The 20,422-nt window shown below is 60.5% G+C and carries 19 protein-coding genes, 1 tRNA gene and 1 pseudogene; 5 read left to right on the forward strand and 16 right to left on the reverse strand.

The genetic code is table 11. The annotated features are described in order from the left end of the window. Window positions 1-13: 13 nt before the first annotated feature. The 15 genes from F568_RS24025 to rplU form a co-directional block, all read right to left on the reverse strand. Entirely contained in the window at window positions 14-589 is a 576-nt protein-coding gene (locus F568_RS24025) for a PilW family protein (protein WP_019020252.1), read from the reverse strand. After that, on the reverse strand, window positions 586-999 hold the full coding sequence (gene pilV, locus F568_RS23295; protein ID WP_156817496.1) for a type IV pilus modification protein PilV: 414 nt from the start codon (window positions 997-999) through the stop codon (window positions 586-588). The genes F568_RS24025 and pilV overlap by 4 nt, the downstream gene beginning before the upstream one ends. 7 nt (window positions 1,000-1,006) lie before the next feature. After that, entirely contained in the window at window positions 1,007-1,513 is a 507-nt protein-coding gene (locus F568_RS24030; RefSeq protein WP_019020254.1) for a GspH/FimT family pseudopilin, read from the reverse strand. Then, a complete protein-coding gene (locus F568_RS0118495) occupies window positions 1,497-1,874 on the reverse strand; it encodes a type IV pilin protein (protein WP_019020255.1) in 378 nt (125 codons plus the stop codon). The genes F568_RS24030 and F568_RS0118495 overlap by 17 nt, the downstream gene beginning before the upstream one ends. Before the next feature lie 124 nt (window positions 1,875-1,998). Then, window positions 1,999-2,952 (reverse strand): 4-hydroxy-3-methylbut-2-enyl diphosphate reductase, encoded by a 954-nt coding sequence (ispH, locus tag F568_RS0118500; protein WP_019020256.1) that lies wholly within the window; start codon window positions 2,950-2,952, stop codon window positions 1,999-2,001. 53 nt (window positions 2,953-3,005) lie between these two features. Next, on the reverse strand, window positions 3,006-3,452 hold the full coding sequence (fkpB, locus tag F568_RS0118505; RefSeq protein ID WP_019020257.1) for an FKBP-type peptidyl-prolyl cis-trans isomerase: 447 nt from the start codon (window positions 3,450-3,452) through the stop codon (window positions 3,006-3,008). A gap of 22 nt (window positions 3,453-3,474) precedes the next feature. Beyond that, entirely contained in the window at window positions 3,475-3,993 is a 519-nt protein-coding gene (gene lspA / locus F568_RS0118510; RefSeq protein ID WP_019020258.1) for a signal peptidase II, read from the reverse strand. After that, window positions 3,986-6,841: an isoleucine--tRNA ligase gene (ileS, locus tag F568_RS0118515; protein WP_019020259.1), complete on the reverse strand. Its 2,856-nt coding sequence runs from the start codon at window positions 6,839-6,841 to the stop codon at window positions 3,986-3,988. The genes lspA and ileS overlap by 8 nt, the downstream gene beginning before the upstream one ends. Beyond that, complete coding sequence (gene ribF / locus F568_RS0118520; RefSeq protein WP_019020260.1) at window positions 6,838-7,911, reverse strand: bifunctional riboflavin kinase/FAD synthetase; 1,074 nt, start codon at window positions 7,909-7,911, stop codon at window positions 6,838-6,840. The genes ileS and ribF overlap by 4 nt, the downstream gene beginning before the upstream one ends. Window positions 7,912-8,014: 103 nt before the next feature. Beyond that, complete coding sequence (gene murJ, locus F568_RS0118525; protein WP_051088005.1) at window positions 8,015-9,538, reverse strand: murein biosynthesis integral membrane protein MurJ; 1,524 nt, start codon at window positions 9,536-9,538, stop codon at window positions 8,015-8,017. A 296-nt stretch (window positions 9,539-9,834) separates the two neighbouring features. Continuing rightward, complete coding sequence (gene rpsT, locus F568_RS0118530; protein ID WP_019020262.1) at window positions 9,835-10,101, reverse strand: 30S ribosomal protein S20; 267 nt, start codon at window positions 10,099-10,101, stop codon at window positions 9,835-9,837. 316 nt (window positions 10,102-10,417) lie between these two features. After that, complete coding sequence (proB, locus tag F568_RS0118535; protein ID WP_026300644.1) at window positions 10,418-11,557, reverse strand: glutamate 5-kinase; 1,140 nt, start codon at window positions 11,555-11,557, stop codon at window positions 10,418-10,420. Window positions 11,558-11,565: 8 nt separating this feature from the next. After that, complete coding sequence (cgtA, locus tag F568_RS0118540) at window positions 11,566-12,756, reverse strand: Obg family GTPase CgtA (RefSeq protein WP_019020264.1); 1,191 nt, start codon at window positions 12,754-12,756, stop codon at window positions 11,566-11,568. 128 nt (window positions 12,757-12,884) lie between these two features. Continuing rightward, a complete protein-coding gene (rpmA, locus tag F568_RS0118545; protein WP_019020265.1) occupies window positions 12,885-13,142 on the reverse strand; it encodes a 50S ribosomal protein L27 in 258 nt (85 codons plus the stop codon). Window positions 13,143-13,177: 35 nt separating this feature from the next. Further along, the gene (gene rplU / locus F568_RS0118550) at window positions 13,178-13,489 is read right to left on the reverse strand and encodes a 50S ribosomal protein L21 (protein WP_019020266.1); all 312 of its coding nucleotides are present in this window, start codon (window positions 13,487-13,489) and stop codon (window positions 13,178-13,180) included. A gap of 265 nt (window positions 13,490-13,754) precedes the next feature. On the opposite strand from rplU, the gene ispB reads away from it, so the two are divergent. The 3 genes and pseudogenes from ispB to F568_RS25835 all read left to right on the forward strand — a co-directional run. Beyond that, window positions 13,755-14,729: an octaprenyl diphosphate synthase gene (ispB, locus tag F568_RS0118555; RefSeq protein ID WP_019020267.1), complete on the forward strand. Its 975-nt coding sequence runs from the start codon at window positions 13,755-13,757 to the stop codon at window positions 14,727-14,729. A 74-nt stretch (window positions 14,730-14,803) separates the two neighbouring features. Beyond that, window positions 14,804-14,880, forward strand: a tRNA-Pro gene (locus F568_RS0118560). Window positions 14,881-15,090: 210 nt separating this feature from the next. Continuing rightward, window positions 15,091-15,267: pseudogene (locus F568_RS25835) on the forward strand (IS481 family transposase); the annotation flags it as partial. 159 nt (window positions 15,268-15,426) lie between these two features. On the opposite strand, the gene F568_RS0118565 reads toward F568_RS25835, so the two are convergent. Continuing rightward, window positions 15,427-16,314 (reverse strand): LysR family transcriptional regulator, encoded by an 888-nt coding sequence (locus F568_RS0118565; RefSeq protein WP_019020268.1) that lies wholly within the window; start codon window positions 16,312-16,314, stop codon window positions 15,427-15,429. 15 nt (window positions 16,315-16,329) lie between these two features. On the opposite strand from F568_RS0118565, the gene F568_RS0118570 reads away from it, so the two are divergent. Both F568_RS0118570 and F568_RS23305 read left to right on the forward strand, forming a co-directional pair. Continuing rightward, the gene (locus F568_RS0118570; protein WP_211213454.1) at window positions 16,330-17,988 is read left to right on the forward strand and encodes a proton-conducting transporter transmembrane domain-containing protein; all 1,659 of its coding nucleotides are present in this window, start codon (window positions 16,330-16,332) and stop codon (window positions 17,986-17,988) included. Between the two features lie 2 nt (window positions 17,989-17,990). Further along, window positions 17,991-20,402, forward strand: coding sequence for a YbcC family protein (locus F568_RS23305; RefSeq protein ID WP_019020270.1), 2,412 nt, complete (start codon window positions 17,991-17,993; stop codon window positions 20,400-20,402). Window positions 20,403-20,422: the final 20 nt, after the last annotated feature.

Raw genomic sequence — 20,422 nt, forward strand, 5'->3', positions numbered from 1 at the left:
CATGCTCCCGTGGTTAGTTGTCGGCATTGATCCGAGCAATGACAGCTGACCGATTCGCAGCCCTAAACGTGACCTCTCGGCCTGCCGATGCTTCGCTGTCGAACGCGGGGAAATGCACGGTGACATCGACAAATGTCAAGATTCCATTAATGACTCCCTCAGAGAATCTCACCAGATCAAGGTCAGAAATTAAAGGCTCCTCAACAGGACTAACCCCAATGCAATATGACGTCAGTGATAAAGTCGACGTTTCTACATTAAAAACATAATCCAACTTTTCCAAGACGCCGCCTGAGCAATAAGGGTCACTTGTACGGTTGCCACTGTAATGCAAGGTCAGCTTACTTCCTGCATTCAGGATCTCCATGCTGCTGTCTGCCGTTCTGACATCTAGGGATACAGCATCCACTAAGAAGCGCAGCTTTTCCTGACGATCATTAAGCTGCTCGACACGATCGAATGACTGACGATTGGCGGAAAATATCTGCGAGGAGCCAAGCACGATAATTAGTCCAATCACCATGGCGATCATTAACTCTACCAAAGTAAAGCCCCGCTGCCTTACGCAACCTTGTTCGGGCACGATCATGGTGTTGGCGCCTCTTCCGGCAACCGTGTGTAGTAAGTCAATGTCGAGATATCATCCTCGCCCGCGAATCGCTCATCATCCCAAGTAACAGTAATCAGAAATTCGCAATCGCCTTGTGGCCCGATCGAGCTGGCGCTCAGGCCAGGCAGCTTAGCTTCCCAATGAGTTCGCCACACTTCTTGCACGTTGCCAGCATCAGGGCAATTTCCACCCATTCCAGCCAATGCTGCCCATAACCGCTCGTTAGCGTCCAAGGCAATTACAGTAGCCAGAGAACGCTGGTACGATAGATGAGCTCCCTGCATAGCCTTGAGTTGCACCGCTGCTACACCAAGAAGGCCCAGCGACAAGATCAGGATGGCCACCAGCGCCTCAATCAGCGTGAAGCCCGATTGGGTGTTACCACTCATGCCCAAATCACGCACACGACTTCCCTATTCGGCCCGTGAGGCCGATTTTTATGGATTCACTATTGCCCTGATGGCCTAGGTCCACTACTTGGCAGCTTCCTCCCACCAAGCGCCCCAGAGAATTGAATGTCACTTGGCTGGCACTGCTTGCCGAGAGACCGACGGGGGAGGCACTGGCATTCCGGTACAGCAGGCACTGGTTTTCTGTCGAGTCGGTGCAATCAATATTCGCTAGTGATGTACCGTCATCGACCTTGACCTCGAGTCGCCACCCCGATTCACCTTGGCGCGTAACCACAGCCGTTACTTCTTCGCGGCGCTTGACTGCCTCGCTACGCGCAAGGTGCAAACCAACCAGCAGTTCGTTATGGTCGGCCGTCAATCGACTGGTGGCGACCAAGTTCTGGAAACCTGGTACGGCAATGGTGGAAACGATGACAATGACAGCCAGAGTGACCAGCAACTCGATCAAAGTCAGCCCCGCTTGCCGAGCCGGTTTACCACTGGCAATCATTGCCACCACCCGTCCCCCTGGCCCCGGTCTGGGTCAGGGTGAGACTCCCGCACTTGTCCCCAGCCTGGTCCCCTTGGGGAGTCGCCGTCAGGGTGAAGGTGGAGGCGGTCAAGACACCGGTAATCGCATAGTACCCATCTGGGGAAGAACTACGAAAATTGCAGTCGGAATAGGAGCTATTGACCGTATAGCAGCGCTCAAGCTGTTGCGCCGCTTCCATTAGCCCAGCCTGCCCGTCGGTACGCCGGGCCTGTTCGACGTAACCGCTATAAAGGGGATAAGCAATGGACGCCAAGATGCCAATGATTACAACCGTAATCATTACTTCGATCAGGGTAAAGCCCCCCTCGCGTCCCCGCATCACGTCACCTGCTTCCAATAGTTTTTGTTTCAGTGTGTATCAGTCTATACGAGCCTGCCAGCAAGGCATTCATAAAAAAGCCGGACCGAAGCCCGACTTTTCGCTGAATTGCCGAGGAGATTCATCAGCTGCTGACGATAACCTGCTCGCGCAATTCTCGAGGCATTGAGAAGACGATGGTTTCTTCGCGTCCATCGAGTTCCTGCGGCAACTCGGCGCCCAGTTCGCGCAAGCGTTCGATCACGCCTTGAACCAGAACTTCGGGGGCGCTGGCGCCGGCAGTAATACCAATCACCTGGACATCCTTCAGCCAGCTCTCATCGATGATACTGGCGTCATCGATCAGCTGTGCCGGAGTGCCCATGCGTTCGGCCAGCTCGCGCAGACGATTAGAGTTGGAACTATTGACGCTGCCTACCACCAGAACCAGATCGCTCTCCTTGGCTAGCTGACGCACGGCGTCCTGGCGATTCTGTGTGGCGTAGCAGATATCGTCCTTGCGTGGGCCCTGGATCGCCGGGAACTTGGCGCGTAGCGCATCGATGACCCGGGCGGTATCGTCCATCGACAACGTTGTCTGGGTAACGAAGGCTAGGGCCTCGGGATTATTGACTTGCAGTGCCTCGACATTGGCCTCGTCCTCGACCAAGTAGATGGCCCCCCCATGCGAGGCATCGTAGCGCCCCATGGTGCCTTCCACTTCGGGATGGCCAGCGTGGCCGATGAGAATGCACTCCTGGCCACGCTTGGCGTAACGCAGCACCTCCATATGCACCTTGGTTACCAGCGGACAGGTGGCATCGAAGATCTTGAGGCCACGCCTCTCGGCTTCCTGCTGGACCGCCCGTGACACACCGTGGGCGGAAAAGATAACGGTAACATCGTCGGGTACCTCATCGAGTTCTTCGACGAAGATCGCTCCCCGGTTGCGCAGCGTCTCCACTACGAAGCGATTGTGCACGACCTCATGACGCACATAGATGGGCGGGCCCAGCACATCCAAGGCGCGATTGACAATCTCGATGGCGCGATCGACACCAGCACAGAAGCCGCGGGGGTTGGCCAGCTTTATCTGCATGTATAGCCTCGCTTGATACGCTCGGTATCGTGGCGGAAAATGGATCGACGTCGTCAGTGGGTAGTGGCCGGCTTCACCTCGATAACCTCCACGTCGAAGGTCAGGGTACGCCCGGCCAAGGGATGGTTGAAGTCCACATCCACATGAGTATCGTCGATGCTGGCGATTACACCCGGCAGCTCACCGCCGGCCGCATCCGCGAACGACATTACCAGCCCTTCCTCCAGTTCCGGCCCCTCGAAGCTGTCGCGCGGGATGCGCTGTACGTTCTGCGGGTTATGCTGGCCGAAAGCGTGCTCGGGCGAGATGGTATAGCTGCCGGTATCGCCGTCGGTCAGCCCCTTGATCGGCGATTCGAACCCTGGGGGCAGGTTGCCGTCGCCATACTGGAACGTCGCCGGCTGCTTGTCACGGGTCGAGTCGACCACCGAGCCGTCCTCGAGCTTGAGGGTGAAGTGCAGCGTAACTTCCATGCCGTCGCCGATACGATATTCGCTCATCATTTGCGTCCTGTATTCGGGATCAAGACCGTGAGGCCTTATCGCGGTCACCGCGCGCATCGCGCAGAGACTCGAGGATCATTCCGATGGCTCCCAGCGTGATGGCCGTATCGGCCAGGTTGAAGGCCGGGAAATAGTGGCTCTGCCAATGGAAGGATAGGAAATCCACGACATAACCGTGAACCAGTCGGTCGTAAAGGTTGCCCAGCGCACCGCCGATCACCAGCGCCAGCGACGCAGCCATCAGCTTCTCGTGGGCCCTGAGACGCGTCAGCCAGACGGTCAGGCCAATGCTCGCCCCGATGGCGATGAGCGCGAACAACCAGCGCTGCCAGCCTCCGTGCTCAGCCAGGAAACTGAACGCCGCGCCAGTATTGTGCAACAGCGTCAGGTTGAAGACCGGTAGTAGTTCCACCGGTTGGCCGTAGATGAGCAGGCTGCTGGCCAGTGCCTTTGAGCCCAGATCGAGAACGACGACCGCGACCGACAGCCACAGCCAGCGCAGCGGGCGGGACATCGGCTTGGCCTGTAATTCAGGCATAATGACGCTCTTCACCTGGACCCTCCGGCAGATTGCTGATGCAGCGCCCGCACAGATCGGGATGCTCGGCATGGCTACCTACATCCTCACGGTGGTGCCAGCAGCGTTCACATTTGGTATGAGGGCTGGCCATCACTGCCACCTTGAGGCTATCCAGCTCGGTCGCCTCTGCAGCCTGGGCCTCGGCACTCTCCAGTGACGCCAAGTGTACCTCGCTGGTCAGCAACACGAAGCGCAGCTCGCGACCCAAGCGGCCCAAGGTCTCACGCAATGTATCGTTGACATAGAGCGTCACCTCAGCGGCCAGGCCACTCTTGATGACCTTGGCATTGCGCGCATCTTCCAGGCACTTGTTGACGGCCTGCTTGACTTCGAGCACCTGCTCCCAGAACTCGCGGCCAAATACGGCATCGTCGGACAAGGTCTGTAGGTCCGTATAAAAGGTTTCAAGCAGCACGCTCGCCTTGCGCTCACCGGGGATATGCTCGTAGACCTCCTCGGCGGTGAACGACAGAATCGGCGCCACCCAGCGCGCCAGCGCCTCGACGACGCGATAGAGCGCCGTCTGGCAGCTACGCCGCGCCAAGGAGTCGGCCTGGGTGGTGTACTGGCGGTCCTTGATCACATCGAGGTAGAAACCGCCCAATTCCCGGGCACAGAAGGTATGCACCTGCTGATAAACATCGAGGAAACGGTAGTCGGCGTAGGCCGTCTCGATACGCGCCTGGAGCTGGGCGGCCCGGTCCACCACCCACTGATCCAGCGCCAGCATGTCCTCGAAGGCCACGGCATCACGCTGGGCGTCGAAGCCATTCAGGTTGGCCAGCAAAAAGCGTGAGGTGTTGCGGATGCGCCGGTAAACGTCGGCAGTACGCTTGAGGATCTCGTCGGAGACCGCCATTTCACCGGAGTAATCGGTAGAAGCGACCCACAGGCGCAGGATGTCGGCACCCAGCTTGTCCATTACCTCCTGCGGTGCGACCACGTTACCCACCGACTTGGACATCTTGCGGCCCTGGGCATCGACGGTGAAGCCATGGGTCAGCAGTCCCTTATAGGGTGGGTGGCCGTCGATAGCGCAGCCAGTCAGCAGTGAGGAATGGAACCAGCCGCGGTGCTGGTCGGAGCCCTCCAGATAGAGATCGGCCGCCAGCCCTTCGCCCTGGTCTGGATGGTCGAAAACCGCAGCGTGGGAGCCGCGCAACACGTGCCAGTGTGTGGTGCCGGAGTCGAACCACACGTCGAGTGTGTCGGTGACCTTCTCGTAATCGGCGGCCTCGTCACCCAGCAGCTCGGTGGCATCGAGGCGGAACCAGGCATCGATGCCCTCCTTCTCGATGCGGCTTGCCACGTCCTCCATCAATTCGACGGTGCGCGGATGCAGCTCGCCGCTGGCCCGGTTGAGGAAGAACGGAATCGGCACCCCCCAGTTGCGCTGACGCGAGATACACCAGTCGGGGCGATTGGCGATCATCGAATGCAGGCGCGCCTTGCCCCAGGACGGCACGAACTGAGTCGCCTCAATGCCGTCCAATGCACGCTGACGCAATGTCTTGCCGTCCTGCCCCTCGATATCCATGCCCACGAACCACTGGGCCGTAGCCCGGTAGATAACCGGCGTCTTGTGACGCCAGCAATGCATATAGCTGTGGGTGATCTTCTCATGGGCCATCAGCGCGCCGACTTCCTCAAGCTTGGCGACGATTTGCGGATTGGCCTTCCAGATCATCTGCCCGCCGAAGAATGGCAGGTCGTCAACATAGACGCCGTCACCCATGACCGGGTTCTTGATTTCTTCGAATTCCATGCCATAGGCGCGGCACGTCACGAAGTCGTCCTCGCCGTAGGCTGGCGCAGAGTGCACGATACCGGTACCGGCGTCGGTTTCCACATAGTCGCCCAGGTAGACCGGCGACAGGCGGTCATAGAACGGATGACGGAAACGCAGGTTCTCTAACTTAGCCCCGGTCGTGGTCGCCACCACATCATCCTGCTGCAGCCCGAAGCGCTGCAGGCAGCTCTCGACCAGCGCCTCGGCAAGTATCAACAGGCGCTCGCCTGTGTCGACCAGCGCATAGCTGACGTCGGGATGCACATTGAGCGCCTGGTTGGCGGGGATGGTCCACGGCGTGGTGGTCCAGATCACTACGGCGGCCGGCTTGGAAAGCTGCTCGAGACCAAAGGCCGCGGCCAGCGCAGAGGCGTCGTCAGCCGCGAAGGCGACATCGATGGCATCGGATTGCTTGTCAGCATACTCGACTTCGGCCTCAGCCAATGCCGAGCCACAATCGAAGCACCAGTTGACCGGCTTGAGGCCCTTGAACACGTAGCCATGCCGGACCATTTCTGCCAGCGCACGCACCTCGCCGGCTTCATTGACGAAATCCATGGTCCGATAGGGACGCTCCCAGTCACCGATTACCCCGAGCCGAACGAAGTCGGTCATTTGGCCCTGGATTTGCTCGGCGGCGTACTCGCGGCACAGCGCCCGCGCTTCGTCTGGCGGCAGGTGTTTGCCATGGGTCGTCTCGACCTTATGCTCGATGGGCAGACCATGACAGTCCCAGCCCGGCACGTAGGGTGCATCGAAGCCGGCCAGCCCCTTCGACTTGACGATGATGTCCTTGAGAATCTTGTTGACGGCGTGACCGATATGGATGCTGCCGTTGGCATAGGGAGGGCCATCGTGCAGCACGAACGTCTTGCGGCCCTGGCCCGCCTCGCGCAGACGCTGATAGAGGTCGATTTCCTGCCAGCGCTGAATACGTGCCGGCTCGCGCTTGGGCAGATTGCCGCGCATGGGGAAATCGGTTTCAGGCAGGTTCAGGGTATGCTTATAGTCGCTCATGGGGTCCCATCATCGTCGCGTCCGACAGGTGCAGAGCCCGCCGGGGAGTCAGTATTCACTGCGATCGGTGCCAGCGGCGCCGATGCCAGATATCGTGTCCAGTCCTGCTTGTCGTTGCCGGCCGGGGCGGCCCGATCCTCGAACCATGCCTTGAAATAGTGGCGCGCCCGAGCCTGATCGGCCTGGATCTGGTGCTTGAGTGCCTCCAGCCCGTCAAAAGTCATTTCGCCACGCAGCCGGGCACAGGGAACGACCTCGAGCCGCTGGCCATAAAGGTCGCCATCGAAGTCGAACAGATGCACTTCGAGTACGGGGCGTTGCGAACCTACCGTAGGGCGCCAGCCGATATTGGCCACTCCGGCCAGGGCGCGACCGTCTTCCAGCCGCGTAATGACCGCATAGACGCCACGTAGCGCCAGCGGCCCAGGCAGTAGCGGCAGGTTCGCAGTAGGTACGCCAATCGTGCGCCCCAACTTCTGGTCGGCCACAACGCGCCCACAGTGACGATACGGACGCCCCAGCATACGCGCTGACTGCAGGAAGTTACCGCTCGCCAACAGCGTGCGGACCCGCGTACTCGACACACGCTCGTCATCGAGCAGGAAGGTCCGCGTATGCTCCACGCCGAAGCCACGCGCCTCTCCAACCTGGGCCAGCAGCTCGAAATCACCAACCCGGTCGCAACCGAAACGGAAGTCGTCTCCCACGACCAGGTGACGCACGCCGAGCCCCTGAATCAGGATGCGGTCGATGAATTGACGTGCCGTGAGGCTACGCAGGGTATCGTTGAACGGCAAACAGACAATGCGTTCAGCGCCGTACGAGGCCAGTAGCTTCGCCTTGTCACGCAGCCGAGTGAGGCGCGGCGGTGCCTGATCGCCAGCAAAGAACTCCCGCGGCTGGGGCTCGAACACCACCACCGTCACCGGCAACCCGAGCGCCACGGCCCGGTCGCGCAACTGGTCGAGAATCGCCTGATGGCCTCGATGAACCCCATCGAAATTACCAATGGTGGCGACACAGCCCCGATGATGCTCGCGCAGATTGTGCAAACCGCGGATCAGTTCCATGCGTCGTTCACGTGTCGATAAAAGATGCAATTATAACGAAGGGGTCCGGCCTTGACAGCCGCGTTACCCAACTCCATCGAGACACAAGCCAGCACTGGGTGCGTTACCCGTTCAAGCGAAAGTGGCGCAGACGGATGCCGCTCGCGACCAGCCAGGCAAAATACACACAGGCCCCGCCGACGACCAGCCCTCCCAGTACCAGGGCACGCTGCCACACGCCCCATGCCAGCCAGGCCTGCCAGTCCGGCGAGCACCACCACAGCCCGGCCGTCAGTACCACGCAACCTCCGCCCAGTTGCCATGCATAGCGCCCCCAGCCCGGCTGAAACACCAGCACGCCCTGACGACGTAGGCCGCGCGCCAGCAACCCAGCATTCAGGAAGGCCGACAACGCTGTGGCCAGCGCCAAGCCGGCATGCGCCAATGGCAGGATCAATGCCAGATTGAAGACCATGTTGGCAGCCATGGCGATCATGCCGATCTTGACCGGCGTGGCGGTGTCCTGGCGTGCAAAGTAACCGGGCGCCAGAACCTTGATCAGCATGAAAGCGATCAACCCTAGGGCGTAAGCCCGCAGGCTCATCGCCGCCATGGCGATGTCGTGGTCGGTCATCGCCCCATAATGGAACAGGCTGATCAGCAGCGGCTCGGCCAGCACCGCCAGCGCCAGCGCCGCAGGCAAGCCAATCAGCAGCACTGCCCGGACCGCCCAGTCGAGCATCTTGGCGAAGTGCTCGGTAGACTGCTCGGCATGTCGTTTGGAAAGCGCCGGTAGAATCACCGTGGCAATGGCGATACCGAACACACCTAGCGGCAGCTCCACCAAGCGGTCCGAGTAATACAGCCAGGACACGCTGCCGGCAGCAAGAAACGATGCCAGCACCGTGTCGAGCAATAGATTAATTTGTGACACCGAGACCCCGAACAGAGCCGGGGTCATCAGCTTGAGAATCCGCTTCACCCCGGGGTGACGGAAATTGGGCCAGGGTGTCGGCATCAGCCCTAGGCGGGCCAGAAACGGCACCTGAAAGACCAATTGCGCGGCACCGGCAACCAGCACGCCCCAGGCCAGCGCCATCGAGGGTACCGACATCCAGGGCGTCAGCCACAGAGCCGAACCAATCAAAGAAATATTGAGCAATACCGGCGTAAACGCAGGTATCGCAAAGCGGTTCCAGGTATTGAGCACACTCCCCGAGAAGGCCGTCAGCGAAATCAGCATCAGGTAGGGAAACGTCAATTGCAGCATCTCGGCGGTCAGCGCGAGCTTCTCGGGATCGCGCCCGAACCCCGGCGCAAAAAGCCAGGCCAGCCATGGCGACAGTCCGATCGCCGCCGCCGTGATCAACGCCAGAACCACCGTCAGGCTACCCGAGACAGCATCGAGCAGCTCGCGCACCTCTGCCCGGGAGCGCCGGGAGGCATACTCGGAGAGCACCGGCACGAAGGCTTGGTTGAAAGCCCCCTCGGCAAACAGACGACGCATGAAGTTGGGAATCTTGAAGGCGACGAAGAACGCATCCGCCCCGCTACCCGCTCCAAACAACGCCGCGATGACCACGTCGCGGGCCAGCCCGAGGACTCGTGAGAGCATGGTCATCATACTGACGACAAGCCCGGAACGCAGCAGTCCAGCACGTACCGGCCGGCCGCCTTCGGGCGGCGTTTGCGCCTGCCCAGGTGTCGTTGCGGGACTGCCTGATGCCCAATCACCCGCCGAAGGCGATGTCGGCGCACCGGCGTCAAGTTGTGTATTTTCCTGGGCCGCAGGCGGTGTCTCGCGGCTATCGTCAGGCTGCACTGTCGCCTCCTTTCATGCAGGCCAGGATGTCATGCACAAAAAAACCGGCCGAGGCCGGTTTTTTCTGCCGAGAATTCAGCCCCCGACGCAATGCGCCAGCGGTGTTCCCCGTGGCGACCGGCTTACGCAGCCAGCGCCTTGATACGCTTGTTCAAGCGGCTCTTGATACGAGCAGCCTTCTTCTTGGACAGCGCATCCTTGTCAGCAATACGGTCGATGACCGGCTGGGCCGCCTTGAACTCAGTCATGGCAGTCGCATGGTCGCCACCCTGGATGGCCTTGATAACGCGCTTGATGTAAGTGCGGACCATGGAACGCTGACTGGCGTTGTGCTTGCGACGCTGTTCAGCCTGACGTGCGCGCTTCTGAGCTTGCTTGGTATTCGCCACCGTAATCTCCTTGGAGAATCTGAAACCGTTGCTTCGGTGTAAATTCGATATAAAACATTGATCAGACTTGGCTTTATTTCACCCCAAGCCTGTTCGGCCGTTCAAGAATCACGGGCCATGTCTGAGAGGATGCGGCATTCTAGCATAGCCCCCCAGGCCTTGCTACAGCCCGCGTAAAGACTGGCTCGCCTGCTGCCGCTCCCAAGAAAAGTCGGTGGCGAACATCAGGCAAGGCAAAAATCAGCGAGCAAGCGGGGTTTGTGCAGTGTAAATGGGTATTTGCCGCATGACTGCTGCAAACAATCACACACATAGCCTAAAGAATTACCAAATTGTCGCGATGGATCAGCTCCGGTGCTTCCATATAGCCGAGGATCGCCTCGATCTGATGGCTCGGCTGACCGAGAATGCGCGCCGCCTCATCGTTGCCGTAATTGACCAACCCCTTGGCGACCCGCTCGCCCTGCTCGTCGACACAAACCACCATGTCACCACGGACAAAGTGGCCATTCAGCGCTTTGACACCCACCGGCAACAGGCTCGACCCCCGGCTACGCAGAACATTGACCGCACCGGCATCCAACGTGAGCGTGCCGCGCACTTGAAGCTGCCCGGCCAGCCAGCGCTTACGAGCGGCCAGAGGAGCGTGGTCCGGGCGTAACAGGGTTCCCAGTCGCTCACCGTCGGCCAGACGGGTCAACACCCCAGGCTGGCGCCCACTGGCGATCGCCGTTACCGCCCCGGAGCGCGCCGCCAAGCGAGCAGCACGCACCTTGGTAGTCATACCGCCCCGCCCCAGCACACCACCACCACCCGCCATGGCCGCCAGACTGGGATCGTCGGCGCGGCCCTCATGAATCAGCTGTGCCTGGGGGCTAAGACGCGGGTCAGCGTCGAACAAGCCTTCCTGATCGGTCAGGATTACCAGAGCATCTGCCTCGAGCAGGTTGGCAACCAGCGCCCCGAGGGTATCGTTGTCGCCGAAACGAATCTCATCGGTGACTACGGTGTCGTTCTCGTTGATTACCGGCACAACCCGCAAGTCGACCAAGGTACGCAAGGCCGAACGCGCATTGAGATAACGCTTGCGATTGGACAGGTCATCGTGGGTCAGCAGTACTTGAGCGCTGCGCAAATCATGACGCGCAAAATGCCCCTCGTAACACTGTGCCAGCCCGGTCTGCCCAACAGCGGCAGCAGCCTGAAGCTGATGCACCGCCGACGGGCGTACATTCCAGCCCAGGCGCACCATACCGGCTGCCACTGCCCCTGACGAAACCAGCACCACCTCGATGCCCCGCGCATGCAGGGCCGCCATCTGGTCGACCCAGCCACCGATGGCGGCTTCGTCGAGACCGCGCCCATCATTGGTCAGCAGGGCACTGCCGATCTTGACCACGATCCGCCTCGCCTCAGTCAGCGCTTCACGCCCTGGCATTTGCTCGCTATCCGTCATGCTGCGCCCTACTGCACATATTCGACCTCGACTTCATAATCATCATCATCGAAGTCATCGTCGTCGTCATCCTCGTCACGCTTGCGCTTGCGGCTGAGCCGCGACTCGGCCCGCGCAACCGCCTCGGCCTCCATGCGTTGGCGCATCTCGCGCTCACGCTCGGCCGCCCCCTCATCCTCGGCCTCTAGCTGGCGCTGCTCGGTCAACCAGCGATGCACGGCCTGTACCAGCGCCTGAGTTCCGTCGCCACTGATCGCCGATATGCGATATACAGGGCCCTCCCAACCTAGCCGGGAGACGATATCATCGACACGCGTCTCGCGCTCGTCCTCGGGCAGCAGGTCAAGCTTGTTGAGCACCAGCCAGCGCGGCCGCTCGGCAAGCGTCGCCGAGAACTGCTCGAGTTCATGAACGATGGCCTGGGCGGCATCAACCGGATCGGACTCATCGAATGGTGCCACATCGACCACATGCAACAGCAGGCGCGTACGCGTCAGATGCTTGAGGAAGCGCAGCCCCAGACCAGCCCCTTCAGAGGCCCCTTCGATCAGCCCCGGCACATCGGCCATCACGAAATGCTCGTGCGTTCCTAGCTTGACTACCCCGAGGTTGGGCACCAACGTGGTAAAGGGGTAGTTGGCCACCTTGGGCTTGGCCGCCGAAACCGAGCGGATCAATGTCGATTTACCTGCATTGGGCATGCCCAGCAAGCCGACATCGGCCATGACTTTCATTTCCAGGCGCAGATTGCGGCGCTCACCCTCGGTGCCGGGCGTTGTCCGCCGCGGCGCACGATTGGTCGACGACTTGAAGTGAATGTTGCCCAAGCCACGCCGCCCCCCTTGGGCGACCAGCACTACCTGACCGGGTTCGGTGACGTCGGCGATGACCTCAAAAGTGTCCACGTCGATCAGCGTAGTACCTACCGGCACCTTTACATGAAGGTCGTCACCAGCCTTGCCACTCATCTGACGGCCCTGGCCCGGCTGGCCATTCTGCGCCTTGTAGAAGCGCTGGTACTTGAAATCGATCAGGGTATTCAGCGACTCGTCCCCGATCAGGTAGACGCTGCCGCCATGGCCACCGTCACCGCCATCGGGGCCGCCCTTGGGCACGTACTTCTCGCGACGGAAACTCAGGCAACCGCTACCGCCCTTGCCGGCCTCCACGATAATCGAGGCTTCATCGACGAATTGCATCTGTCACTCTCCCGACGGCCTACCCGCCATCATACAAAAAGGCCCCGCATTGCGGGGCCTTTTCTGCCACGGTCGAACGGCTGCGCCCGGCAACCGCCATTCCGCTGGCGACTCTGGTGCATCCCGCCTCAGGCGGAGACAACACTCACGAACTTGCGGTTCTTCGGACCCTTGGTCTCGAACTTGATCACGCCTTCGTTCAATGCGAACAAGGTATGATCCTTGCCGATCCCGACACCGGTGCCGGCGTGGAAACGCGTGCCACGCTGGCGAACGATGATGTTGCCTGGGGTCACGGCTTGGCCGCCGAACAGCTTGACACCAAGGCGCTTGGATTCGGAATCGCGACCGTTACGGGAACTACCCGCTGCCTTCTTATGAGCCATTGCTAACTCCTCGCTCGTTCAGGGGGAGGTTCCGCTTAAGCGGAAATCCCGGTGATCTTGACTTCAGTGTACCACTGACGGTGGCCCTGACGACGCATGGAATGCTTGCGGCGACGGAACTTGATGATACGAACCTTCTCGCCACGACCATGAGACACGATCTCGGCAGAAACCTTGGCACCATCGACCAGCGGTGCGCCAACCTTGACGTCGTCGCCATCGGCAACCAGCAATACCTGGTCGAAATCCAGGCTGTCGCCGGTGGCCACTTCAAGCTTCTCGAGCTTCAGGGTCTGGCCTTCCTGGACACGGTACTGTTTACCGCCGCTCTTGATAACTGCGTACATAACTCACTCTCCAGACACTCATCGGGGTGGGCTCTTCATCGACCTGCGGCGAGTGGCGCCCCTTCCGGCAGCCATCTGACAGGGAGCATGATGAGTAGGGTCGCGGATTATAACGACTCGCGCATAGGACCACAAGACCATCACCATCCCAACGGCGACTTGCCTTGACGCCCTGCCAAGGGGCCCATAGCATAACCCCACCCAAGGCCGGCCCCACCTGTGGCGTGGTTCTCGAAGCGGCCCAATCCCTTTATAGAAAGCCAACATGCAGCCTAACGCATCGCCAATCCATGCGGCGGTGGCAGAGGACTTCGCTGCCGTCGACCGCACTATTCTCGCCCAGCTCGACTCCCGTGTCCCGCTCGTCGAAAGCATCGGCCACTACATCATCGAGAGCGGCGGCAAACGCCTGCGCCCGCTTCTGGTACTGCTGGCCTCTCGCGCCCTGGGCTACGATGGCGATCGCCATGTCACGCTGGCCGCGCTGATCGAGTTCATGCATACGTCCACGCTCCTGCATGACGACGTGGTCGACGAGTCGAGCATGCGCCGCGGGCGCAAGACAGCCAACGTGAACTGGGGTAATGCCCCCTCCGTGCTGGTCGGTGACTTCCTCTATTCTCGCTCGTTCCAGATGATGGTCGAGGTCGGTTCGATGCGCGTCATGGAGATTCTCTCTGCCGCCACCTGCACCATTGCCGAGGGCGAAGTCCTGCAACTGACCAATATCGGCAACCCCGACGTCGATGAGGCGGCCTACTTCGAGACCATCCAGGGCAAGACGGCCATGCTCTTCGAGGCTGCGACGCATAGCGGCGCCGTGCTCGCTGCAGCGAATGCCGACCAGGAGATGGCGCTGCAACTCTATGGCCGTTACCTGGGGCTAGCTTTCCAGCTCACCGACGACCTGCTCGACTACCAGGGCGATGCCCATACCATGGGTAAGAATGTCGGCGACGACCTTGCCGAGGGCAAGCCCACTCTGCCGCTGATCCAGGCCATGACCTGCGGGACCCCCGAGCAGGCCCAGTTGATTCGCAAGGCGATACGCAAAGGTGGCCTGGATCAGCTTGATGAAGTGTTGGCCATCATCGCGGAAACCGGCGCGCTGGACTACACCCGTCAACGTGCCGAAGAAATGTCCCGCCGCGCCCTGAGCCAGCTCGACGTGTTGCCTCACAGCCGCTATCGCGACACCTTGGCAGAACTGGCCAAGCTAGCGGTCGATCGCCAGGCCTGATCGAGGACGAGGGGTTGCGCAAGTCAGCGCGATGCGTATAATGCAGCACCGTTGAGGCGCGAGCCCAACAGCGTCGGAGTGTAGCTCAGCTTGGTAGAGCACTGTCTTCGGGAGGCAGGGGTCGTAGGTTCAAATCCTATCACTCCGACCAGAAATTCCCGCAAAAACCGCCACTTACGGATCATACCGAGTGGCGGTTTTTCTATGCCTTTCGGTAGGTGACATATAGGTGGCAGCTGTCTAGTCAGCAGTTGTCTACCTACACCCATCCATATCCCAGCCAGGCAATAGTGCACTCGCTTCCCATAGCTGCTTTCCTTCCTCATCCCGTCGTGCAGTGCGAGACCGAATACCACGAGTCACCATTGCCCGGTGGCGTTACCGCAGCACACAACATGACCGATCCCACACGCGACACAACTTGCTCGCGACGCTGCCTCCCGTTCAGGAAGAGACCTTGGTGGCCCTGCGCGGCCACCTGCGTCTGAGCGTCGACGACCTGCTGGTAGTGGCAAAAGAGTTTCTCCACCCAGACCTGCCCGATGGATCTGTTTCGACGGCAGTTTCAGCCGGCTCCGCCGAATGTGCTGTGGCTATCGAATACACGAGAGATTCAATAACGCCCATTCGCCCATCGATACATCTGGGCAGGCTGCCAGCTTACGCGGTGCGCTCAACCCTGGTACGCGGGATAATGTCACTGCTGATGCCTACTTTCGGTGGCCCTGAGCAGGCTGCGCAGCAGTGGGTTCGGGAATCTTCGTTTGGCGGTTACTGCATAGAAGATTTCTGCAATGCCGGGAAGACTGTCGGCCTCTACTAGGTGGCCGCTTTCCAACTCGTGCTTGACCACAATAGGAGGCAACACGGCAAGCCCAATATCCTCCCGCGCCAAAAGGCGCATCATGGCCATGTCATCGACCTCGGCAACAATTTGCGGGCGGATGCCCAAGCGATCCGTCAGTGCATCGAACCCGCTCCGCACACTACCGTGCGAGGGTACGATCATCGTTTGCGAGGAAAGGAGATCGGCTAGAGTTCCTCGGTCCTGCAGGCGTGTGGGCGTGCCGACCAAACTGACCCGCTGTTCGGCCAGCTTGTGCGCGACGAACGGCGTCATGGCATCCTGCGCTGGGCGCTGATTGATCAGGACCACGTCTACGCTAAGCGCCTCGAGCCCCTGAAGCAGCTCCGCCATGCCAGCGGAACGCAGGGTCACCTCGACATCCGGTCGCGCCAGGACCGGACGTAGAAAGCCGATCTGAAAGTTTCGCGACAGAGTAGCCAATGCCCCGACCCGCAGAATCTGCCGTGCCCGGCCCGTCGCCTGCAATGTTGCTACCAATTCATCACCGGCAGCGAAGATAGTATCGGCATAGTCGAGTGCGATGCGCCCAGCCTCTGTCAAATGCAGTTGACGACCACGCCGTTCGAACAGGGCCTGACCGAGATGCTTCTCCAGAGTCCGAATCTGTGCCGACAGGGCCGACTGCGAGAGGTTGATATGTTCAGCGGTGCGGGTGAGGTTGCCGTCGTGGGCTACCGCGTGGAAGTAACGGAGATGGTGGTAATTAAGGTCACGCATATTAGTTCTATTTAAGTGAACGATTCATGGCAAACAATGTATTTTTTATATTTTACCTCAACTGTTAAGGTTTGCCGTGGAACGGGTCACGCTTCGGAGAAAGAATTGCTTACTTACTTGTTGCCACTTGCAGCACCGGCCGTGCTGTTTCTGGCGGCCATTGCCGCTTTCCTGAACCCCGGCAGACGACCGCCCCTGACGCCCCGACTCGCGGAAGTCGCAGCATTGGCCTCATTAGTCGTCGCGGTGCTGGCGACCTTGATCCTAGTTTTGTACGGCAAAGGTACGAGTCCGATTCTGGGTACCGATACGATCGGGTTGGCGGTACGCGTCGATGCCGTCAGCGTCGCCATGCTACTGCTCGTATCTTTTATCGGCTGGGTCGTGCTGCGTTACGCCGTCTCCTATATGGACGGCGAGGCACGGCAAGGCGCTTTCACTGGCTGGCTGTGTGTAACTCTTGGGGCGGTCTTGCTTCTTGTTCAAGCCGGTAACCTGTTCCAGTTCGTTGGCGCATGGGTTGCAGTCAGCTTTTCCCTGCAGAGACTCCTGCTCTTCTATCCTGATCGGATCATGGCACAACGGGCGGCCTATAAGAGGCTCGTAACCGCAAGGGTCGTCAATGTTGCTCTCGGGGCGGCCGCTCTGCTGCTAGCGATCGACTTTGGCACTGCCGATATTGCCGCGATCAACGAAGCGGCCCGCGCCGGCGAAGGCTCTACCACTGCCCTTTGGGCCGCCGGGTTGCTCGCTGTAGCAGCAATCTTAAAGTCAGCGCAATTCCCGGCCCATGGCTGGCTAACGGAGGTAATGGAGACGCCCACGCCGGTCTCGGCACTGCTTCACGCCGGGGTCATCAATGCGGGCGGCTTCTTGCTTATCCGCTTCGCCGACGTGATGCTGCTGGCTCCCGGAGTACTTGCAGTGCTCGTAATGATCGGCGGCTTCACGGCGCTGTTCGGCGGTTTGGTAATGCTCACGCAGCCAGCTGTTAAAACATCACTTGCGTGGTCGACGGTAGCGCAAATGGGCTTCATGATCCTACAGTGCGGTCTCGCGCTTTTCCCTATTGCCCTCCTGCATATCGTCGCCCATTCACTCTATAAGGCTCACGCATTCCTGGCATCAGGCGGCGCGGTCAAACAGGTCGCCGCAAGCCGCCGCCCCGGGCCGGTTGCTATCCCCGACAAAGCCGCAGTAGCGCGCGCATTCGTGATCGCGCTGGTGATCTATGGAGTGGTCGGCGCAGTTGCCGGCTTCGATGGCAAGTCGTCTCAGGCGATCGCGCTTGGTGCGATCCTGATCTTTGGTGTGGCCTATCTGTTGGCACAGGGATTGGCAGATGACGCACCCAAGATCCTAACCCGGCGCACTGGACTTTACTCGATCGCAGCTGCGGTCGCCTATTTCGCGCTTCAGACTGGGGCCGAATGGCTGACGGCAGGAACGCTACCTCAAACTCCCGCACCAGGCCCCCTCGAGTGGGCGCTGATAATCCTCGCAGTCCTCAGCTTCGGCTTCGTGGCGGTGGCACAGGCGACGTTTCCACTCTGGGTACACCACCCAGCAGCGGCAAGCCTGCGCGTGCATCTGTCCAACGGCCTTTACGCCAATGCGCTGTTCAACCGCCTTGTCGGTGGCTGGTCCGCGCGTCGATCCGGAAGGAGTTACTGACAGTGGTCAAGCCCGACTCTACCGTTAACCTTTGCGCGAACGCACTCGCCGCGGCGCGTGCAGTACCGCCGCTCTGGCCGCTAGACTCCAGTGTTGCCGTTAATCCGTTTCTAGGACAGGTTCATGAAGATCTCGCCGCGGCGGGTGCTCGTCTGGCCCGGGTCGCTGGTGCAAACGTTACCATGCCACGCAGTTGGTATCGTGAGCAGATCGCTTCGGGCAAGCTCGGCGACACCGAACTCGCAGCGGCGCTGGCCGCGGTTTCGGCGGAGCGGCGCCCCGCTGATGTCGCCGCGTTAAAGGCGGAGGCAGACAAGCCGGCGCCCAAGGCCCAGCCGCTGCCTACCGTCGCCGATCTTGCCGCCGAAGTTTCCGGAATCGACTGGCCAGGCATCATTGAGGAGCGATTCGGCGCCTGGGCGGCCTCTTACTTCGACGAAGGGCAGGCGCTCTGGCCTGCGCCTCGCGCACAAGGGACTTACGCCGCATGGCGTGGTGTCGCGACCTACGATCTGACGCCCGAAATAGCGGGCCTCTCCGGATTCGCAGCTTTTGTTGCTCAAGCACCTGAACGAGCGCAGGAAACGCTTGCGCGAGCAGCAGAACGCCTCGGGCTTGCGGAGGCGGCACTTGAGACCTATTTCCATGAACTGCTCATGTCACTCGGCGGCTGGGCCCAGTACGCGCGCTATAAGCTCTGGCAGGCGGAATTGTCAGGGGAGTCAGACGATACGCTCACAGATCTTCTTGTCATTCGCCTGATCTGGGAGGAAGCACTTTTCGAGCAATATGCCGAGGACATTGCTGCCCACTGGGAAGAAGTGCGAACCGCCCACGCCAGGCCGCCTGAGCCGACCGCCGCGCTGGTGATCGACACCATCCTGCAAGACGCCACCGAGCGCGCGGCCCAGCGGGAACTTGCTGAGGCTCTAAAAGCGCCTGCAAAGGCGTTACCCACGGCGTCGCGTCCGACGCTACAGGCAGCGTTCTGTATTGACGTGCGCTCGGAGGTATTCCGGCGCGCCCTAGAGAACGTCGATCCCGGCATCCGAACCTTGGGCTTCGCTGGCTTTTTCGGGATTCCGACGGCTCATTGTCGGTTCGCATCGGATATACCGGAGCGGCGAATGCCGGCCCTCCTCAGCCCCAGCGTTTCAAGCCTCTCGGGCGGGCCGGAGGACGCCGAGTCAGATAGAACTACGCGTTTTACGGCCCGGGCCAAGCGAGCCTGGGGCCGGTTCAAGCTCGCCGCCGTATCCTCTTTCGCCTTCGTGGAGGCTACAGGGCCTGTCTACCTGGCAAAGCTTTTACGCGACGCCCTGGGGCATGATTCCACGCCTATGCCGAGTGACCCGGCTCCACGCTTCGAGCCCGCCCTCAACGTCGAGTCGCGAATCGACATGGCCGAGAAGATTCTACGAGCCATGTCGCTCACTCAGGACTTCGCCCGTCTGGTACTGCTAACGGGACATGGTGCGCGAGTGATCAACAACCCTCAGGGCAGCGCGCTGGACTGCGGGGCCTGCGGAGGCTATTCCGGCGAGGTGAACGCGCGACTGCTGGCTGGGCTTCTAAACGACACAGAGGTAAGACAGGGGCTGCAAGCCCGGGGCGTGGCGATCCCCGATGACACGCTATTCCTCGGCGCGCTGCACGATACTACGACCGACGCCGTGACTCTCTATGATACGGACCATGCAGTAGAGACGCACCAAAAGGACATTGCGCAGGCCCGTAGTTGGCTCGCCGCGGCGGGTAAATCCGCCCGGGGCGAACGCGCTCTGCGCCTACCCGGAGCCGGCCACGAAGAGGATATACCGCGGCGTAGCCGTAACTGGGCAGAAGTCCGCCCGGAATGGGGCTTGGCCGGTTGCAAGGCCTTTATCGCCGCCCCGCGTTCACGGACTGCCGGCAGAAATTTCGAGGGGCGGGTGTTTCTGCATAACTACGACTGGCGTCAGGACGAACGGTTTAGCGTACTCGAACAGATTATGACCGCGCCGGTAGTGGTAGCGAGCTGGATTAGTCTGCAGTACTACGGTTCCACCGTCTCGCCATCGGTTTACGGTTCCGGCAACAAGCTCCTCCACAATGTCACCGGCGGCATCGGTATCGTCGAAGGTAACGGCGGGACAATGCGATCCGGCCTGGCGTGGCAGTCAGTTCATGATGGCGAGGCCTTTATTCATGAGCCCTTACGTCTTTCGGTATGCATTGAGGCGCCACGCGAAGCGATGATGGACATCCTCAAACGCCACGATAGCGTGCGTGCTTTATTCGACAACCGATGGATGCACCTCTTCGCGTTAGACCAAGCCGGCCGTATGGCCTGGCGCTATACCGGGGACTTGACTTGGGAGGCTGTGGAGAAGGAAACGGCTACCGGGTCCCACCTACAGGGAGCGGCTAGTTGACGTTTGCCACGCCCTCTCTT

The organism is Modicisalibacter luteus DSM 23508, from assembly GCF_000378505.1.
In the GTDB taxonomy this organism is placed as follows: Bacteria; Pseudomonadota; Gammaproteobacteria; order Pseudomonadales; family Halomonadaceae; genus Modicisalibacter; species Modicisalibacter luteus.

Bases quoted from the DNA above. Each gene is read 5' to 3' on its own strand.
- ileS (WP_019020259.1), bottom strand. From the start codon at position 6,841: ATGAGCGACTATAAGCATACCCTGAACCTGCCTGAAACCGATTTCCCC.
- pilV (WP_156817496.1), bottom strand. From the start codon at position 999: ATGAGTGGTAACACCCAATCGGGCTTCACGCTGATTGAGGCGCTGGTG.
- rpmA (WP_019020265.1), bottom strand. From the start codon at position 13,142: ATGGCTCATAAGAAGGCAGCGGGTAGTTCCCGTAACGGTCGCGATTCC.
- rplU (WP_019020266.1), bottom strand. From the start codon at position 13,489: ATGTACGCAGTTATCAAGAGCGGCGGTAAACAGTACCGTGTCCAGGAA.
- ispH (WP_019020256.1), bottom strand. From the start codon at position 2,952: ATGCAGATAAAGCTGGCCAACCCCCGCGGCTTCTGTGCTGGTGTCGAT.
- lspA (WP_019020258.1), bottom strand. From the start codon at position 3,993: ATGCCTGAATTACAGGCCAAGCCGATGTCCCGCCCGCTGCGCTGGCTG.
- F568_RS0118495 (WP_019020255.1), bottom strand. From the start codon at position 1,874: ATGCGGGGACGCGAGGGGGGCTTTACCCTGATCGAAGTAATGATTACG.
- F568_RS24025 (WP_019020252.1), bottom strand. From the start codon at position 589: ATGATCGTGCCCGAACAAGGTTGCGTAAGGCAGCGGGGCTTTACTTTG.
- fkpB (WP_019020257.1), bottom strand. From the start codon at position 3,452: ATGAGCGAATATCGTATCGGCGACGGCATGGAAGTTACGCTGCACTTC.
- cgtA (WP_019020264.1), bottom strand. From the start codon at position 12,756: ATGCAATTCGTCGATGAAGCCTCGATTATCGTGGAGGCCGGCAAGGGC.
- proB (WP_026300644.1), bottom strand. From the start codon at position 11,557: ATGACGGATAGCGAGCAAATGCCAGGGCGTGAAGCGCTGACTGAGGCG.
- ribF (WP_019020260.1), bottom strand. From the start codon at position 7,911: ATGGAACTGATCCGCGGTTTGCACAATCTGCGCGAGCATCATCGGGGC.
- F568_RS24030 (WP_019020254.1), bottom strand. From the start codon at position 1,513: ATGATTGCCAGTGGTAAACCGGCTCGGCAAGCGGGGCTGACTTTGATC.
- F568_RS0118565 (WP_019020268.1), bottom strand. From the start codon at position 16,314: ATGCGTGACCTTAATTACCACCATCTCCGTTACTTCCACGCGGTAGCC.
- ispB (WP_019020267.1), top strand. From the start codon at position 13,755: ATGCAGCCTAACGCATCGCCAATCCATGCGGCGGTGGCAGAGGACTTC.